At 40.3% G+C, this 18,116-nt stretch carries 13 protein-coding genes; 9 read left to right on the top strand and 4 right to left on the bottom strand.

Annotated features, from left to right (window positions below; translation table 11 throughout):
* Nucleotides 1-43: 43 nt before the first annotated feature.
* Both H9L23_RS01825 and H9L23_RS01820 read right to left on the bottom strand, forming a co-directional pair.
* On the bottom strand, nucleotides 44-469 hold the full coding sequence (locus H9L23_RS01825) for a hypothetical protein (RefSeq protein ID WP_187593397.1): 426 nt from the start codon (nucleotides 467-469) through the stop codon (nucleotides 44-46).
* Nucleotides 470-612: 143 nt separating this feature from the next.
* On the bottom strand, nucleotides 613-4,542 hold the full coding sequence (locus H9L23_RS01820; protein ID WP_187593396.1) for a Dyp-type peroxidase: 3,930 nt from the start codon (nucleotides 4,540-4,542) through the stop codon (nucleotides 613-615).
* Between the two features lie 1,234 nt (nucleotides 4,543-5,776).
* Between H9L23_RS01820 and H9L23_RS01815 the strand changes: the two genes are divergently transcribed.
* From H9L23_RS01815 to H9L23_RS01795, 5 genes are read left to right on the top strand one after another with little or no spacing between them, the layout of a single operon-like run.
* On the top strand, nucleotides 5,777-8,911 hold the full coding sequence (locus tag H9L23_RS01815) for a SusC/RagA family TonB-linked outer membrane protein (protein WP_187593395.1): 3,135 nt from the start codon (nucleotides 5,777-5,779) through the stop codon (nucleotides 8,909-8,911).
* Between the two features lie 13 nt (nucleotides 8,912-8,924).
* Entirely contained in the window at nucleotides 8,925-10,406 is a 1,482-nt protein-coding gene (locus H9L23_RS01810; RefSeq protein ID WP_187593394.1) for a RagB/SusD family nutrient uptake outer membrane protein, read from the top strand.
* Between the two features lie 28 nt (nucleotides 10,407-10,434).
* Nucleotides 10,435-10,587 (top strand): hypothetical protein, encoded by a 153-nt coding sequence (locus H9L23_RS01805; RefSeq protein ID WP_187593393.1) that lies wholly within the window; start codon nucleotides 10,435-10,437, stop codon nucleotides 10,585-10,587.
* 13 nt (nucleotides 10,588-10,600) lie between these two features.
* The gene (locus tag H9L23_RS01800; RefSeq protein WP_187593392.1) at nucleotides 10,601-10,801 is read left to right on the top strand and encodes a hypothetical protein; all 201 of its coding nucleotides are present in this window, start codon (nucleotides 10,601-10,603) and stop codon (nucleotides 10,799-10,801) included.
* Nucleotides 10,785-11,756: a sterol desaturase family protein gene (locus tag H9L23_RS01795; protein ID WP_246474811.1), complete on the top strand. Its 972-nt coding sequence runs from the start codon at nucleotides 10,785-10,787 to the stop codon at nucleotides 11,754-11,756. The genes H9L23_RS01800 and H9L23_RS01795 overlap by 17 nt, the downstream gene beginning before the upstream one ends.
* An 89-nt stretch (nucleotides 11,757-11,845) precedes the next feature.
* Here H9L23_RS01795 and H9L23_RS01790 read toward each other — a convergent pair whose 3' ends face one another.
* Complete coding sequence (locus H9L23_RS01790) at nucleotides 11,846-13,615, bottom strand: LuxR C-terminal-related transcriptional regulator (protein ID WP_246474810.1); 1,770 nt, start codon at nucleotides 13,613-13,615, stop codon at nucleotides 11,846-11,848.
* 294 nt (nucleotides 13,616-13,909) lie between these two features.
* On the opposite strand from H9L23_RS01790, the gene H9L23_RS01785 reads away from it, so the two are divergent.
* The 4 genes from H9L23_RS01785 to H9L23_RS01770 all read left to right on the top strand — a co-directional run bounded on the left by H9L23_RS01785 (nucleotide 13,910) and on the right by H9L23_RS01770 (nucleotide 15,981).
* Complete coding sequence (locus H9L23_RS01785; protein WP_187593390.1) at nucleotides 13,910-14,242, top strand: DUF4870 domain-containing protein; 333 nt, start codon at nucleotides 13,910-13,912, stop codon at nucleotides 14,240-14,242.
* Between the two features lie 23 nt (nucleotides 14,243-14,265).
* On the top strand, nucleotides 14,266-14,742 hold the full coding sequence (gene tssD / locus H9L23_RS01780) for a type VI secretion system tube protein TssD (RefSeq protein ID WP_187593389.1): 477 nt from the start codon (nucleotides 14,266-14,268) through the stop codon (nucleotides 14,740-14,742).
* Between the two features lie 96 nt (nucleotides 14,743-14,838).
* On the top strand, nucleotides 14,839-15,498 hold the full coding sequence (locus tag H9L23_RS01775; RefSeq protein WP_246474809.1) for a suppressor of fused domain protein: 660 nt from the start codon (nucleotides 14,839-14,841) through the stop codon (nucleotides 15,496-15,498).
* A 24-nt stretch (nucleotides 15,499-15,522) separates the two neighbouring features.
* Complete coding sequence (locus H9L23_RS01770; protein ID WP_187593388.1) at nucleotides 15,523-15,981, top strand: hypothetical protein; 459 nt, start codon at nucleotides 15,523-15,525, stop codon at nucleotides 15,979-15,981.
* Between the two features lie 109 nt (nucleotides 15,982-16,090).
* On the opposite strand, the gene H9L23_RS01765 is transcribed toward H9L23_RS01770, so the two are convergent.
* On the bottom strand, nucleotides 16,091-17,935 hold the full coding sequence (locus H9L23_RS01765; RefSeq protein WP_187593387.1) for a helix-turn-helix transcriptional regulator: 1,845 nt from the start codon (nucleotides 17,933-17,935) through the stop codon (nucleotides 16,091-16,093).
* Between the last annotated feature and the right edge of the window lie 181 nt (nucleotides 17,936-18,116).

The following is an 18,116-nucleotide window of genomic DNA, read 5'->3' as shown; positions in this document are numbered from 1 at the left end:
TAGCTAAAACCTGCGCTAGTGATCGACTAATCTTGACAGCATACTATTCACACTTTTTCAAAACTTCGGTGAAAATTGATTTAATGTTTAGGTCGCGAACTAAGCTATATTCTAATTTATCTTCAAGTTGAGGAATATAGTAAGTATGATTGTTATTTCTTGTACTTGGGATAACTGAAAGGTTACTACCTTCAAGAGTAATGGTAAAACTCTTGGCTATCTTTTCTATCTTCACTCCTTTTTTAAGCCCTAACAAATTATAATAATCAGAACTTGATAGGGCATCTTTCTCTTTTAAATTTTTACTAGAAGCGTTTAAAGATTTCATTAATGCATCTATAAAATTAATACATGATTCACTTTTGTAAATCGTCTTGATTAAACTAGTTGCAGACCAAACTCCTGATTTCAACTTTGAATAAGTTACTATTTTATAACAGTCATCCAACTCATAAACTACGCTTCTCATTCAATTTACTTTATTCAATTTAATATTTACAAATATAGAATAAGTCTTGGGTGCTAAGCAAGTAGTGGACTGATGAATATACTGTTAACCATCTCTAATTTTTAACCGCCCATAATCTTCTACAGGCGGTTTATTATTTTCTCCTACCCCTCCGCCATTTTATGATGGAACGGGCATTTACTAATATCACCTTCCATTTTATGTGCTACCACTTCTGGTGTAGAAACCGGTCTTCTGCGGTGCTGATCCTGCGTAAGCGGGAACACCGAAGTAAAGAAGTTAGACCAACCGCCTGTACGAACACGCAACAGATCGAACTGTTCCGGTGAGCCTACGGCCTGGCCATAAGTATCAGGACTGGCTACCGTAATGGTTAATATATTCGATGAATGGCCTTCGGCAAATTGCTGCATTATCTTTACAATTTTATCTGCAGGGTAATTTTCGTCGATATTATAATCCGTTGGTGCACCATCCGTCATCAGGTCGGTACCTTTTCCTTCAAAGCCCGCAAGCGAGGTTTCAAAACTTGCGTACTGATGGTCGATCGGTAAATCCATCGGGCTTGGTGCCGAACTTAAATCGGAAGCTACTGCCGTACCCAATCTACGTCCATCGGCACTGGCACCATTCCAGGCACCCATTTCTACATGGTTTTCGAAAGTACCCACACCCGGTTGGATCTGGATCCCGAAAGGATGTTCTTCCGTACCATAACGTGCGGCCAGGTTTTGCAAGGCACTGTACATTTGTGGCAGCGGTTTGGTAAAAGTTTCTACCGAAATCCTGGCAATGCCTTCTAAAATTTTATTTCCGAAAGTATCAATTTCCTGGTGTCCGCGGCCATAGCGTGGTAAACCTAAGGCTATATCCCTTAAACGTTTAAAGCGATCAGAGCGGCTGGTGATGCGCGAATCTCCTGCCAAAGTACTAATGAAAGGTTCCGTCATTTTATAACCCCAATCGCAACACAAACATTCTAACAGTTCGGGCAAGGTGGTTACCGCATTTTTATCATCAAATACCATGGTTTTAATGGCATACAAGGAGTTAATGGCCGAGCTTAACGAAATGTAACATGGACCGTAGATGTTGTATTTGGTACCGCCGCTATAAAAATCCAGTCCGCGGGCCAGGCAATCGTCCATTAACACATTTAATATCGGCGATGGGCAGAATTTGGTATTGGCCCCAAAACCCATCAGCTGTCCGTTAAAAGCCTTACGGTTTAAGAGTTCGAAATGCTGGAAATAGATTTTAACGAGCTCATCAAAACTCTTGATCTGGTCGGCTGGTTTCGAATTAAGCGAAATATTTTGTCCGAACAGGTACGATTGCCCTGCCGAAGAATAAGTTCTGCCCTGGTTTAAGGCACATTCTAAAGGTTGTAAAGTAGAAAAGCCACCTAATGAAAACCAGTTTTCGCCCGGGAATTGTGGTTCATAACAACCGTCGCAGGCATAATTCTGTGCCGATTGCATGCTCACGGCAGAATTCCAGTTTTTATGATCAGCGCTGAGGCTTCCACCCACATCATCACCACTGCGGTAAAGTCCTTCGATAATTTTTTCGTCGTTGAGCAATATAGGATGTGCTCCGCCAGAAAGGATGGCGTGGGCCGCTTCCTCGAGGATTTCTGTTGGAATATCTTTACGGGTGCGCAGCGATAAACAAGGTGCATTTAAAGGCAGCCTGCCCGAAGCACGGATAAAGAGTTTGGTTACATCATTGTACGCGGGTTTGCTCGAAGCAAAATCTACTGTACCATCGGCTACGGTTCCACCCACGGTAATCTGCTGGATCCACTGGCCTAAAGAAGCGCCCTGAGGGTACGGACCAGAGGCACCGCCCATCGCCAGGTTACCAAAAGGCTGGTGATCTTCCATAAAGATCCGGTTCTGCTGTACTTTTTCATCCAGTTTGATGTAAAAAGCATCGATAATTTCCTGTGCTTCATCTTCCGAAACATCACCTTTTTCATAAAAAGGTTGTAACAGCTGGTCCATCCTGCCGATTGCAGTAGGTTCTCCATTGAGGTGCAGGCAGGAGTGCAAGGTGAAGATAAACTGTACGGCTTCTACAAAAGTTTCTGGTTTATCTGTAGATAGTTTTTTCATGCGCTCAGCAATGGCAAGCAGGTTGGCCTTTTCCCAGGCCTGTCCTTCGGCCATTTTAGCGGCAGTTTCCCTCGCTAATTTTTCGTAGTTAAGGATGTATTCGGTAATACCTTCTAAAGATAAATAAGAAGAACGGTAAAAATCTTTCAGTTCTGCGCTAGTTGCTTTTTGTTCGTAAGCCAAAACCTCCTCTTTCATCTGTTTGAGGCCTTTTTGTATCGCTTTTTCGTAATGCGGAATTACGTGACCCACACCAGAAGCTTCACTCAGGTTGCTTAAAAAGCCATCCATGCGTTCGGTTTCGGAAAGGTATTTCATTACATAACGCCCTTCTCCTAAGGAGAGGTTCGGCATCGCCCCCACAATAATTTCTTCGGGCGAAATCCGGTAAGTATCCGAACCATATACACATTCGCCTTTTGCCTCGATAAAAGCAGAATAGGCATGTAAACTACCATCAGGGAAGCGGATTTTACGTCCCCTGAAACCATATTCCGGAGAACTGAATAACTGCAAACTCATGCGCACAGCCCATCCTTTCCTCACCATGATCGATTCTTTCATGATATCGGCAGGTTTGTCGGTTCCTTTGTAAGCGTTGATATAATATTGAAGGTCTTCTTTAATTTCTTCCTGTTTTCGGTTGAAATACCAGTTATCCTGCCATAAAGAAAAAATATTTTCCATCAGGCTCAGGATCCGGTTGCTGGGCACCTTAAAATATTGGTTGTGCCTGTTAATACCGGTTGACATGGTAAACAGGTAGTTCTGGTGATTATAGTACATCAATCCGTTTTTAGACGCATCCTGGTAATGACGGTCTAAACGCGACCAATCTACTCCTGGAAACCTCGACCAGTCTCCTTTCTCCATAAAAGAGAAATTATTGCTGTAATCGGGATGTTGATCCAGGCCGAGATCGTTGATGTTTGGGATATAGAAAAATCCGCCCAGATCGGATTTAAGGTGATTGAACAAACGGTCGTTCATAAAACCATTGTCGCCACCAATCTGGTTACTCATGATGTTTTCGAGACTGGATGCTTCTTTGGCAAAACCCGCAAAATAAATTCCTTCTTCATCAGAAACGGTCACCGATTTTGGTGCCCTGAAGCCGATAGAAGATTGTTTTGCGCGGCCAAAAGGCAAACCTAAACGCAATATAGGTGTGGTATTGCCATTTTCATCCTGAATCCTTGCCGATTTAATGTGGCTACGCGAATCGCGGTCGGGAATGATGGTATCGTCGGTTTTACGGCCAATCAAATCTTCGATCTGGTCTTCGGTCATCATATTGATCTGGTTCCAGTTGATCACAAAACGTTGTGCCAATACAAATGAACCACCCAAATGGTCGATATCTTCGCCCCCGATCAGCGTATGTTTGGCAATGGTGATGGGATCGGAAGGGTTATTGAGGTTTTCAGAAAAACGACAACCCAGCACCTTGCCTTTATTGCCATCTTTACTGTTTGATTTTGAAGCGGCATCCTGTGCAAAATAATGTTTGGTTACCTCTTTCAGTGTATTTACAATACGTTCTAATACCACTTCGCAGGCATTTTTACTGTCGCTTTTGATGTGAAACCAGATATCGCCTTCTGTATCATCAAATACTCCTTTTGAGGCATCAAAAACATCAGAAGTATAAGGATCATTCTCAGTAGGAAAATTGAAGCGCATGCCTTTTGGTAAGGGCAATTTATCGCTGTTGCAGATTGCAGCCCAGTTTTTGAAAGAAACACCCAGTATGACCGAGGTATTCCGATCTTTAAGTTCGGTACTGGTATTGATTTCTTTCCTTAGGGACGCCATCAGGTCGGCCAATTGCGAACGGTTTACGCGTGTTTTTGTCCAAAAGGTGGTGAAAATAGCGAAGGGCGAGGGATAAACCAATCCGCGCTGACAGTGTTTCCATACTTCATCTAATCTTTCTTCCAGTTTTAGTGTGATCATTTTAGAGCAATTTATGTTTGTAGATGGTTAGTACTGCCTTACAAATAGTAAGACATTTACAGTCTAAGTAACCACATATTTATGTATTTGAACACCGTATAATTACCCTATTTTATAAGTGATATTGCGGTTATGCTGGGAAGGAACAGATTTTGGCTTTATTTGAAAACAACTGTTATTTTGAATTTATTTCATAAAAATAAATATGAATGACAGTAAGGTTTTACGCAATTGATGGGCTACGAGAGATGCTTATTCCAACAGAATTGAGGATCGGAGAGTGCTCATGAATGTCAATCCCAATAGCCAGAAAAATCAAAAAACAAATATTGCGCCGTATAATTGACCACCTTAGCCACCTTAGAACAGCTAAGGCATGAGTAGTCTCCGTTGCGATTTGATGCTACAACTGATTCAAAAAAGAGGACAGCATTAAAATTGTGTGGTAACGAAATAAAACTAAATGAGCTTAATGTGCTTGCAGGTTTTATTCGAGAAAACGTACCATAATAAATCATTCTGATCAGCATTAGATTACAAAACCAACAGCTGATCAACATTATAACCCGATCAAAAAGATGAGTAATTTTCACGTTACTTGTTTGGTCGGCATTATTTTTGTTAAGGGGCTGGTATGAAGAGGAAAGATATAATCAGTGCGCTCTTAGGTATATTGATTATGGCCATCACTTATTGGGTGCTGTTTTACCAGCTCTCTCCCAGGCCACACAAAGAGGTTAAAACTTTTTCGGCACTGCCCCATTCCAAAAATTTAGAATAAATTCTGATTTTTTTTATACGCATCTAACTGTATTGGAGTTAAAATGCAGCAAGGAAAGTTATTGTTTCAAAAAAAAAGAATACTAAATCCATAGTCTTTGTAGTTAAATTGATAAATGTTTTTATATTTGCCTAAAATAATGATGTTTACATCAAGGATAAATAAAAACACAATGCACCATTTACAATTTATTACCATGCGAATGTGCCTTTCCTGTTGTTGCTAATCCGGCAGCATCTATCCCCCCATTGAATAAAAATAATTACTGGCTTAGGCTAATCGGAAAAGTATAACCTTTTTAAAACAGCACAAAAAATGAAATAGCGTCTATAAAAAACAAAACCGACAGGGAAGCCCTGCCGGATATAATTCGATAACCAGTGTAACGCCAATCACTTCTGGTCATCAGGTTTTACCAATAATTCTCATCATTAAATAAAACTGTATAAATATATGGAAAAATCTATCCATAGAAAAAAAATAGCCGTCAGGCTGGTGGTATTTCTTGCAATCGCCATCATTACCAAAAATGCAAGTGCACAGAACGAAAGTACCCCAATTATCAATTCTACCTTAGTAGGCTCGGTAAAAGATTCGGTAAGTAAACAGCCCATTGGCAATGTGGTATTAGCCATAAAAGGAACCACACATGCAGTAAGCAGCGCGGCAGATGGTAGTTTTTCTTTCCGCACCGGCCAAAAATTCCCTTATACGCTCATCATCAGCTTTATTGGTTATCAAACCAAAGAAATTGTGGTTGACGGGAGTCCGATTACCATTTTATTATCAGAAAAAACAAGCAGCCTCAACGATGTCGTTGTGATGGGTTATGGTACACAGAAAAAAAGCGATGTTACCGGCTCAGTAGCTTCTGTTTCCAAAACCCTGCTGGCACAGCCTTCGGCAAGTTTCGATAACATGTTGCAGGGCGGTGTATCTGGTATCGGTGTCACTCAAAACTCAGGTCAGCCGGGTGGTACCGCAACGGTAAGGATCAGGGGCGGTAATTCAATTTCTTTTGGCAATGCCCCACTTTATGTTATTGATGGTTTTATTGTTTATAATAATAATGATAATGCGAACGTCGGCTCCATCGGTACCAGTTCCAATGCCTTATCAACCATTAACCCGAGCGATATCGAATCGGTAGAAGTGTTAAAAGATGCATCGGCCACCGCCATTTATGGTTCGAGGGGAGCCAATGGTGTCATTATCATCACCACTAAAAAGGGTAAAAAAGGAGTTAACAATGTTAATTATAACGCTTATTACGGTACACAAAGGGTAGCCAGAAAGCTAAATTTATTAAATGGAAGCCAATGGGCAGCCCTGATAAACGACATAAACACCAGCGACGGAGTAGCAAAAACCTATACGGATACCCAGATAGCGGCCTTTGGAACCGCTTCAGACTGGCAGGGTTCGGCATTAAGCAGCGCACCGATATTTAACCAGGAACTTTCGGTTTCTGGAGGAGATGAAAAATCGAGGTACTTAATATCCGGCAATTATTTTAAGCAGGATGGTGTAATTACCAATTCGGGTTATGAAAGGTATTCGGCAAGGATCAATTATGAGAAAGACATTTCTGAAAAACTTAAGGTCACAGCCAATTTTTTCGGGAGCAGGTCTATAGAAAACAAGCTGGCCGGCAGTGCCTACAACAGCATCAACTTCAGTAATGCTTATGCTAATTTAATCCTTACCGCTCCTATTGCCCAGATTAAAAATGCGGATGGAAGCTATAATATCACTAATCCTTTAAATGCTACGCCAACCAACCCGCTCCAGGATATAGCAACTACCACAAACCAGAATACCTTGAACCGGATTTTAGGCAATGCGGCTGCAGAATATAAAATCTTAAAAGAGCTTACCTTAAAGGTTACTGCCGGGGTTGATATCCTGAATACCAACCAGCAATACTATGCACCATCTTATACGGCTTCACCTGCCGGTGGATCAACCGGATATGCCACAAAAGGTTATGCCGCTCTTGGATCAGGAAATACATTAAGCTGGCTTAACGAAAATACCTTAACCTATAACCATACTTTTGCCGAAAAACACTTTTTTAATGCGCTTGTAGGCTACAGTACGCAATACGAAAACGGAAAATCTTTCACCACCTCTGCGCAGCAGTTTCCCAATGATTTAACCACCTTTGATAATTTATCGTACGCGGGTATTGCCAACCTGCCCAATTCTGCTGCACACAGTTCGAGCCTTAACTCGGTATTGGCACGTATCAATTATTCTTACCTGCACCGCTACAATATTACTTTATCCGAAAGGGCCGATGGTTCTTCTAAACTGGGCAAGGAAAATAAATGGGGATTCTTTTCTTCGGTAGGGGTTTCGTGGAATGTAAACGATGAGGAATTTTTCAAACCCCTTCAAAGTGTAATCAGCAGTCTAAAAATTCGCCTGAGCGCCGGACAAACCGGTAATTCGGAAATACCACCATATAGCTCCCTTGCTTCTTTAGCGCCCAGCAATTATTACCTGGGCAGCAAACTGGTTACCGGGATATCTCCTGTGCAGATTGCAAACCCCGACCTAAAATGGGAAACCACCACGCAGTATAATGCCGGTCTGGATCTGGGCTTTTTAAACAACCGCATTACGGTTACTTTTGATGCCTACAGTAAAAAAACAACCGATTTATTGCTCAATGTACCACTGCCCTTGTACACAGGTTATGCCAGTGCGTTAAAAAATATCGGGAGTGTATCCAATCATGGCATTGAGTTCTCTGTGAATACCGAGAACATAAAAACACAGGATTTTAACTGGAAAAGCACACTCATTTTTAGTGCTAACCGCAATAAAGTGCTCAACCTGGGCGAAAATGTGAAAAGCTTTTTCCCGGTAGCGCCAACAGGACAAGTATCGCCGGTAATCGTACAGGTGGGGTTGCCTGTGGGTACTTTTTGGGGCTACAATACCAACGGACTTTTAACCAGTGCCGACCTGACCAATGGCACTCCACTTTTGGGTGGAGTACCGCAGCAGGCTGGCGATACAAAGTATGTAGACAGCAACCAGGACGGGATTATTACCACGGCCGACAAACATAGCCTGGGCAGTGCCCAGCCAAAGTTTACCGGCAGTTTAAACAATACTTTTAATTATAGGGGTATAGATTTATCGATATTCTTTCAAGGTTCTTACGGCAATAAAGTGTTTAATTTATTGCAACAAAGTTTAGAGCGGCCAACACTTACCCAAAATGCTTCGGCTACATTGTTAGACCGATGGACACCCCAGAACCAGAGGGCTACTGTTGCACGCGTAACCAATTCGCCGGTACCCCAGGTAACCGACCGTTTAATTGAGGATGCCTCCTACTTAAAACTTAAAAATGTATCGCTGGGCTACACCTTCAAAACCGACTGGGCAAATAAAATCAAACTCAAAAATTTAAGGTTTTATGTGTCTGTCCAAAATTTGTTCACCGTTACAAAATACACAGGATTAGATCCTGAGGTGAATTTTTACGATAACGACAATACCAAACAAGGCATCGACTTTGGAACCTACCCCGCCACCAGAACCTTTTTGGCAGGCCTATCTATTACTTTATAAAATTAATATACAGATGAAAAAAACAATCACCCATCCAACAATCTGGTTATTAACAATCATCATATTTACCGCAACGGCCTGTAAAAAACTCGAAGAAAACCCAAGTTCGGTTATTGTAAGTTCGCAGTTTTTTAAAACACAATCTGATGCTATCTCCTCCGTTAATGCAGTTTACAGCACTTTAAACAGCGATCCGAACGGCGATTTCCCCTTGTATGGCCGGCAGCTTAATCTACTGGTAGAAAATGCCAGCGATAACCAGATTTTCAGTCCGAGCAATACCAACCCCGATGTGAGGGCATTAGGCGTATCAACCTATATCCCTTCCAACAGCCGGATACAGAAAGTATGGCAACAATTGTACTTCGGCATCAATAAGGCCAATATTGCGATTGATAATGTACCCAATGTTTCAGCAGATACGGTTTTAAAAAACAGGCTGGTACGCGAAGCAAAATTTGTAAGGGGGCTACTATATTTTAACCTGGTAAGGTTATATGGCGATGTGCCTTTGGTACTGCACGAACCTAAAAGTGTAAATATTGAAGATTTGTTGGTTAAAAGAAGTCCCACTGCTACAGTTTATCAACAGATCATTGCCGATTTAACGGAAGCTACCAGTTTACCTAAAAGTTATGGCAGTGCAGATTTGGGGAGGGCAACATCAGGTGCGGCACACGCTCTCCTGGCTAAAGTGTATGTTACGCAAAAATTATGGCCAAATGCCCTATTGCAACTCAATACGGTCATTAATGGTGGTTATGGTTATGCCCTTTTCCCCAATTATAAAGATGTTTTTCAAAAAGCCACCAAAAATGGCATTGAACATATATTCTCGGTTCAGTTCGAAAGTAACTTAGGTGCTAAAAACGTGGTACAGAATCTTAGTCAGAGTTTTACCTCCTTTAATACCGGAACCTTCCCTATTGATGTACCTGCCAACAAAAGTGTTTACCAACTTTTTTCTGCGGCCGATACCAGGCGTGAAACTACTTTTTACGATTCGGTTTACAATGCGGCTACAAGTAAGTACGTCGTTTTTAAAAATGCCTATACCCCATATTTCAACAAATTTGTTGATTATACCTTAAGTCCTTTAAATACGCAGGCACAAAGCGGGGTTAATTATCCGGTAATCAGGTATGCCGATATCTTGTTACTTTATGCAGAAGTAGTGAACAACATTAGCGGACCTACCACTGATGCCTACAATGCGATTAACAAAGTAAGAGCAAGGGCAAAAATTGCCGATTTAACACCGGGCTTAACTGCAGATGCCTTCCGGGATTCGGTTTTTTTAGAGCGCAGGAAAGAATTTATCCAGGAAGGACACCGGTGGTTCGATCTGGTAAGACAGGGCGCTGCCGCTTATATAGATGCACTCAAAAAAATTCCGGAGAAATCGGCTGTGTCTGCTAAAAACATCCTCTTCCCCATCCCTCAAACCGAAAGAGAACTCAATACACTACTTACCCAAAATCCTGGATATAATTAATTATTGACCCATAAAAACGAAAGAAAAAATGACAGTATCAGACTTTAGCATCCTGGGAAAAAAGATATTGGTGGGCATCATTATAACGCTGATCCCCTTTATCATCATTTTTGGTGGCCTTTACCTTACCCAAAAATTACTTGGCAACAAGCCAGCACCTCAAACCATTAACAAAAACTAAAACCCTGTGAACCATGAAAATTGAAGAAAAAACCAGACAAAAAATCATTAAAAATGCTGTTTTAAGCTTGTTCATTTATGTATTGCCTATCGCATTAATGTTTGCTACGTTTTACATTACCGGCGAAAGGCCCTGGCTAAAACAACAACACAAATCCGAAAAAACTAAATCTGTAAACCCTAAAAATTCATCAAGCAATGGAACCAGTGATTAATTTTATCAAAAACATAATAGAAAACCTGAATGGTTTTGGTTTTCCTTTTTTAGTATTCTTTATTGGTGTACTCGAATTTTCTTTTGGCTTATATAAAGGGAAGTGGCCAAAAAACGAACGTTTTGTAGATATAGCCTGCTTTACCTTACCCAGGTTAATCATCAGACCTGTTGTGGCTTATTATGGCCTAAAGTTTTTACCATTTGTATTACCAGGCTTAAAAAACACTTTCGAATGGGTTCCTTTTTTCTGGGGCTGCATCATTATTGCCATTGCTGATGACCTGACCCAATATTGGTACCACAGGCTGCACCATGAAATTCCTTGGTTATGGCGTTTTCACCGCACCCACCACTCTGCCTCGTATATGGGCATGGCCATGGCGAGCAGACAGAACGCCATTTATACTTTATTTTTCTCACAAACTTATTTAACCACGGCCCTGGTATATTTAGGACTTGGTATACCTGCCATTGTTGTGAGGGGCATTAAAGGCACCATTACCACCCTGGCGCATTCGAGCATACCCTGGGACAAACCATTTTATAAATACAAAATCCTTCATCCACTGGCCTGGGTATTGGAAAGGACAATTTCTACGCCAGCCACACACCATGCGCACCATGCAGCCACAACCGATGATGGCGTAGGTTATTATAAAGGCAACTTTGGTAATATGTTTTTCTTATGGGACATTATTTTTGGCACCGCTTTAATAACCCGCAAATATCCTAAGGCTTATGGCATTTCGCACTATGAAGGCGACCAATGGTATGCACAGTTATTGTGGCCAATATTTAAATCGAAGGTTGCCGGTAGCGAACTGGCAAAAGATGGTCCTGTGGTAAGGATAGACGAACCAATACCTGTTATTCCTGCACAAAAAATCAACGCAGATACTTCAGAAGAAGAAGAATTTTACTACCAGCCGAGCCCAACACTGGCTAAAAATTAGTTTCAAAAGGGTCGGGAAAAGAAATTCCCGGCCTTTTTATTTCAGGTATGATCTGATCAAGAAATGGCTACGATAAGATATCAAAACAACTATCCTAACTGCTGCAAAAACAGATTCAGGTCATGGTCTTTTCCCAGACCCAGTTTTTGTTTAATCCGGTAACGGCTCATGCGCACACTTTTGGGTTCGATGCCCAAACGGATGGAAACTTCTTTATTGGTTAAACCCATCAACATATAAGAACAGTATTTTAAATCGAGCCGGGTAAGTGTTTGGTTTGCCTTCTCCTGCAGGCGCTCAAAAAAAGCAGGGTTGGCATCGAAAAAATCGACCTTATATTCCTCAAACTCTTTATCCATCTTTTTCTGCTGATTCACAATCCGTTTGATCTGTTCGTCGAGCGAAAGATGGCTCTCACTGTTTACCTTTCCCGATATCAATTCGAGCAGCTCATTTTTTTCTTCAATCTGCAAATTACCCGCCAATACCTCTTTTTCCAGGCGTTCCTGCCGCTCTTTAAGTAAATCTTGCTCTGCCTTTAACTGCAAAGCTTCGGCTTCTTTTAATTGTGCTTTTAGTTCTGCAGCATCCTTTTGCTGATCAATTAATTCCTGTTTCCTTACCGATGCTTTGAGTTTGTAGTTGTAGGAGATTAACAGAAAAAGTAAAGCAACTATCCCGGTGAGACCAGAAATGATGTAGAAAATATTTAGCTTTTTCGTGTAAGCACTCTGCTGATGGAGATAAGCGATTTCCTGTTCTTTTTTTTCAGACTGGTATTGTGCCTCAATCCTGACGGTATTATTTATTTTCTCTTCGTCGAATGCTTTTTTATAATTCGCGACGTATTCTTTGAAATAATTTAGTGCAGCAGTCTTATCTCCTTTTTTCTCAGCAATATTGGATAGTCCCTGAAATATTCTGGACTTGGTGAGGGGCATTTTAACCACACCATCCGCTATTTTGCTCAAACCAGTCAATAATATTTTTTCGGCTTGCTCATAATTACCATCTCTCAGGTAATATTCACTTTTTAACCCATAACAGTTTAATAAAATCTCCTGTAAATTAGTTTTTGTGGCAATTTCAATCGCCACGTCCACATATTTTTCTGCACTATCGCGATAGCTGGCCGGAAAGTATTGAAAATAAGTATTGGCAGTATTTAGGGCTACTGCGGCAGTATTGCTGTATACGAGTAAACGCCCTTCTTGTTTTTTGGAGAGCCAAAGCGATTTTTTGTAAACCTTTAAAGTCGAATCCAGCAGATTACGTTTAGTGGTATCCAGCTTAAAGCGGTCAAAAAAGGTTTGCCCAATGGTAAAATAAGCATTGTTCAACAGATCTACCTGCTGGCTTTTTACTGCTGTTTGATAACATAAACCGGCATATTTCTGTTGTTTGGATGGGTTGTTGCCATATCCGTAAAAGCTGGCCAGGTAATGATAAATGGTACTCTCATATTCATAAGCGTTTTCTCCCTTAAAAAAATCGAGTGCTTTAAACATTTTAGTGATGGATTTATCATTTTCATCATTCACCAGGTCTAACCAGCCGCTTCTAAACCATACAAAACCCAGGGTAGCCCGGTCTTTCGTTTTCCGGGCATAGTACATGGCACTATCCAGGCTTTGATAAGCATTTTTCATGTCTTTCTTCCAAACATATAAATGCACCATCGTGGCATAGGTCATTGCTTTACTTTTCCCATCTTTTAGCCCTGCACTAACCTTAAGGGCCTGATCGGCCAATTGGAAAGATAGTGGAAGGTTTTTTTCAAAATTGGCCTTTGCCAGCTTGCACAATATATTTACCCTGAGCTCTCTGGTTGTACTTTTTTGTAGAAGCAAAGTGTTCAAAGAATCGAGATAGATTTTTTGAGCCTCTGCACTTTTAGAAAAAAGGGAAAGACTAATAAAGAGGCTTAATAAAATTTTCAGTGGTAGCTGCATATTCAAAAATAGGAAAGAAACACTTTTACAACAGCAGAATTACAATAAATAAATGGCATATAGCCTTTTAAACCACTTTTGTAGTCTCCTTGTAGACGCTTTTTTAGAAACAGGTAGTCGCTGTGTAGCCGGCCTTTTCTTGGCCGACGGTTTAACTGCCCATAACTTTGAGTTATTCAATTCACGAAAAAATTTAATCACATGAAACAGAAAACAATGGCTATTGTAGCCTACATTACATTAATCGGTTGGATCATTTCTTATCTGGAGTTTAAAAAATCAGCAGAAAAAAGTAAACTGGTTAACTATCATCTTGGGCAATCGCTCGGACTGATCATCACCTCAATTATTTTAAGCATTTTAAGCAGTGTTATTTTAGCGATTATTCCATCCTTAGGCGCTATTTTTTACCTCATTTTATTAATTCCATTTGTATTGTTACTGCTGGGTATTATAGCAGCCAACAACGAACTGGAAAAACCTGTTCCACTTATCGGAAAAATATTCGAAGGAAAATTCAATTTTGCTTCTTAACATCAACTTAGAAAATATCTACTATGAAAACTAAATGGTATCACAAAACACTCATCCTGCTATTATTGCTATGCAGTTTTAATGCTGCTGCGCAAAATGAGGCGCAGGCAGAAGTTGAATTAAAATTAACGGACAAGGCCACTAATACCAGCCATAGCTATAAACTTTATGGTGCCAGCTACTCTTTAAACAATCCTTTTTACGACGCTGGTGAAGGCAAATTAATTAGTAATGGCAGCTGCAGCATTTCGATGGAGCTTGGTCAGAACCCTGACGAATTTTTATTGAAATGGATGGCCGGGCAGATTAAAAATACATCAGGCGTGATTACGATGGTAACCGTTGGCGACATAAAAAAACCACGTAGAATATCGTTTACAGATGGACAATTAGCGGCTTCGTCTGAGAGTTTTTACATTACCGGTGGCGGTACCTCTACGCAGATGAGTTTTTATGTAAAAACACTGGCTATTGATGGTACTACGGTATTTTCCCAGTAAAAGCAGAAAAACATTTCATAATATTCCATTACCAATTGTTATGGAAATAAATGGCAAAGTCTTTGAAAAGCAATAGTCACCTAAAATCTGAAAATCATGATGGACAGCGAAATTTATAAACAACAGTTTAATACAGAAGATACACCGGGCTGGCAGGCAATAGACGATCAGCTGGAAAAAATATACGGAGATACGGAACCACGCCATTATGGGCCATTGTGCGGACTTCACTATTTAGCTGGCGGAACGGATCCGATAGATGGTGCCAGTATTTATTACAGCAGCCACCAAACTTTTCACCGCCATATCATTAGTTACGGCATGAGCGAATTGTATTATAATGAAGAAAAAGCGGGTGAGGAATTTAGCAAATGGGGCTTTGAATTTACCTTTAGGCTGGCGCCTTTTAAAGATGACCAAAATGATCCCATCTGGGCCATACAGGTAATGAACAACCTGGCCAGGTATGTATTTTCGAGTGGTAAATGGTTTGAAGAAAATCATTTCATCCCGGCCAATGGGCCGATAAGACTAAATACTGATACACAAATAACAGGCTTTGTTTTTGCACTTGACCCCGAACTGGGCAAAATAAAAACACCACATGGCGAAGTAAGCTTCCTTCAACTGGTAGGCATTACAGATGCAGAGGTAGAACATTTGAAAAAAAACCCTACCGTGGGTGCTGTTAATGAACTGGTTGAAAGCCTGAAAAAGGATAATCCACTTTTAATTACAGATCTGATCAGAAAATAATCCAAAAAATTTGCCATAACCAATATGAAGCCAGGAAACATCTTTTTAGCCATGTTGATTTTAGTTATGGCTTCTTGCCAGTCTAAAAAAGCAATTCATCTTAAAACTGTCCTGGAGCAAAAGAAACGCACTGTATTTAATATAATGCTGGGTAAAAACGGACCAAATGAGCGGAAACTAAAATGCCTGATTGATGGCGATTTTAAATGCGCACAGCAGGCAATAACCGAAAAAGAAAAAGCTTTTGATAAAATTATCAGTGAGATAAATGCGCTGGAAACAGGAGATGTAAAATACGGCAATGAGCTGAAATCGGCAACAAGCAATTATTATAAAGCTTTTAAGGAAGGTGAAATTTTTGACCGCTTAATTATTGCCCAGCAACAGATTAGTCAGAATAAAACCAATACTGAAAAGGTACGCAATGCTGCCATGCACAAACAGGGGAATTATCAAGGCAAAAGCTGGAAATGCGCAAAATAATCATAAAAAAAGAACAGCTACTAGCCGAAGTACAAAAACAGTTCAGTTTGCTCAACCATTTGGATTAAGCTATTTTTCGCCCTAAAAAAGATTTAGAAAACCAGAATATTTAAGCCATGTTCTGCAAAAATAAATTCAGATCCTCTTCTTTATCGAGACCCAGTTTTTGTTTAACGCGGTAGCGGCTCATGCGCACACTTTTGGCTTCAATATGCATCAGCTGCGCAATTTTTTTGGTGTCCATTTTTAAATGGAGGTAAGCACAGAGTTTTAAGTCAAGCGAGGTAAGTTTTTGTTGTGCCCTTTGATTTAACAGAGAAAAAAATTCTGGATGTACCTGTTGGATCTGAAATTTAGCTTCTTCAAAATCATTATCCAAAAGCAATTCTTCATTCCAGATTTTATTGATATTGAGCTGATGATTATCGCTGAGTTTTTCTTTAATCTGGAATAACATTTCCTTTTTATGTTCCAGCTGTAACTGGTTGGCCATTACTTCTTTCTGTAATTGTTGCTGCTGGCTTTCCAATAGTAACTGTTCTGCCTTTAACCTGGCCTGCTCTTCTTTTTCGAATTTCATCTGCAGTTCAGCATCCTGTTTTTCCAAATGCAGCTGCTTTTCGCGCTGTAACGAATACCTTAACCTGAAATGATAAGAGCGGAACATAAATATCAGGCCCAATAGAGAAGCAATGGCAATACCGATATAGAGGTACTTTTGCTGCCGCGCATATTGCTCACGCTGCTTTAACAGTTTTACTTCATTGTTTTTTTTTTCTGCCTCGTACTGCACCTCAAGTTTCTGGGCATTTAAGGTCTTCTTTTCATCAAAAAGTTTATTGCTGTATTCTGTCGTTTTTTTCTGGAATTCGAGTGCTTTCTCATAGTTTCCCCTTTGCTCATAAAAATTGGAGAGCGCAGTTACTACATTAATTAAAGTATAATAATAAGGCACCTTTTTGCTGACCATTATGCTATAAGCCTCTTGCAAATAGGCTTCTGCCATTATAAAGTTTTTGTCTCTCCTGGCATATTCGCTCAAAATCCCCAAACTGCTTGCCCTGATTTCCTCACCATTTATTGCCCCTTTCATTACTTCATTGGCCATACTGGCATAGCGGATGGCATTGGCTTTTGCCTGCTGATCTGTATCCGGGAAATACCTTAAATAATAATCGGCACTGTTGATACAGGCAATGCTATATGTTTTTCGGGCAACGTATTTAGGATACTGCTGATAAAGGTTTTGTGCTTTGTTTAAATAATAGAGAACGCTATCCCGGAAAACTTCTTTTTTGGTACCTGCATAGTTATAATCAGCAGCAACTGATAAAGCGATGTAACAATTGCTCAAAAGGTTGTAATCAGTTGTTTTTAAGGCATTTTCTGTAGCTGCTATGGCATATTTGTTTACATTTTTAACATCATCCCTACGCGAGTTGAGCATATATAACTGATAATATATCCTGGCACTGAGATAAGGCTCAGGTTCTTTTCCCAACGATTTCAGTGCCAGCTGACAGTATTTGGTAATCTTCTCGCTATTATCAATGGCATTATAGAATAAGGCCTGCGCATAATATGCATAAGCCAGTGCTATTGGCTTACGTGACTGTTGTGCAAGGGACAAAGTGCTATCACTTGCTTTTTTTGCTAATATAAATTGTTTAGTAGTGGCGTACACACTCACCTTAACAGTGTAAGCCTTTGTGGCTTCGATGAAGTTTTTAAACTTTAAAGCTAAGGCTGCTCCTTGTTGCGCTTTCGCGATAGCACCCATATAATCGCCATTGATCCTGCTCCGCTCTGCCAGCTGGATGAGCAAGGCCGGTTTATCTTTTTCACTAAGGTTACCCAGCGCTGTACTATCCAACATAGTTTGCGCACCAGCCTTAAAACAGCAAAAAAATATGCCCGTTAAGAATATTAAGTTTTTTAGAGCCAGGTATTTCATATCGTAAAATTAACATAAAGATTGAAGCCTGGATATACTTGTAGACGAAAAGCAAAAATAGACAATACAGACAAATCACTGTAAAACAATACATTAAAAAAATCTGTAGATATATTGTAGACGTTTTTTAAAATGCAGTAGATGCTCTGTAGGCGGCAAAAGCTTGAAAAACCTGCGCATT

The organism is Pedobacter roseus (assembly GCF_014395225.1).
Taxonomy (GTDB): Bacteria; Bacteroidota; Bacteroidia; order Sphingobacteriales; family Sphingobacteriaceae; genus Pedobacter; species Pedobacter roseus.
This window is presented reverse-complemented; position numbering and strand designations above follow the sequence as displayed.

Bases quoted from the DNA above. Each gene is read 5' to 3' on its own strand.
- H9L23_RS01820 (WP_187593396.1), bottom strand. From the start codon at position 4,542: ATGATCACACTAAAACTGGAAGAAAGATTAGATGAAGTATGGAAACAC.
- H9L23_RS01815 (WP_187593395.1), top strand. From the start codon at position 5,777: ATGGAAAAATCTATCCATAGAAAAAAAATAGCCGTCAGGCTGGTGGTA.
- tssD (WP_187593389.1), top strand. From the start codon at position 14,266: ATGAAAACTAAATGGTATCACAAAACACTCATCCTGCTATTATTGCTA.
- H9L23_RS01805 (WP_187593393.1), top strand. From the start codon at position 10,435: ATGACAGTATCAGACTTTAGCATCCTGGGAAAAAAGATATTGGTGGGC.
- H9L23_RS01800 (WP_187593392.1), top strand. From the start codon at position 10,601: ATGAAAATTGAAGAAAAAACCAGACAAAAAATCATTAAAAATGCTGTT.
- H9L23_RS01825 (WP_187593397.1), bottom strand. From the start codon at position 469: ATGAGAAGCGTAGTTTATGAGTTGGATGACTGTTATAAAATAGTAACT.
- H9L23_RS01775 (WP_246474809.1), top strand. From the start codon at position 14,839: ATGATGGACAGCGAAATTTATAAACAACAGTTTAATACAGAAGATACA.
- H9L23_RS01765 (WP_187593387.1), bottom strand. From the start codon at position 17,935: ATGAAATACCTGGCTCTAAAAAACTTAATATTCTTAACGGGCATATTT.
- H9L23_RS01795 (WP_246474811.1), top strand. From the start codon at position 10,785: ATGGAACCAGTGATTAATTTTATCAAAAACATAATAGAAAACCTGAAT.
- H9L23_RS01785 (WP_187593390.1), top strand. From the start codon at position 13,910: ATGAAACAGAAAACAATGGCTATTGTAGCCTACATTACATTAATCGGT.
- H9L23_RS01810 (WP_187593394.1), top strand. From the start codon at position 8,925: ATGAAAAAAACAATCACCCATCCAACAATCTGGTTATTAACAATCATC.
- H9L23_RS01770 (WP_187593388.1), top strand. From the start codon at position 15,523: ATGAAGCCAGGAAACATCTTTTTAGCCATGTTGATTTTAGTTATGGCT.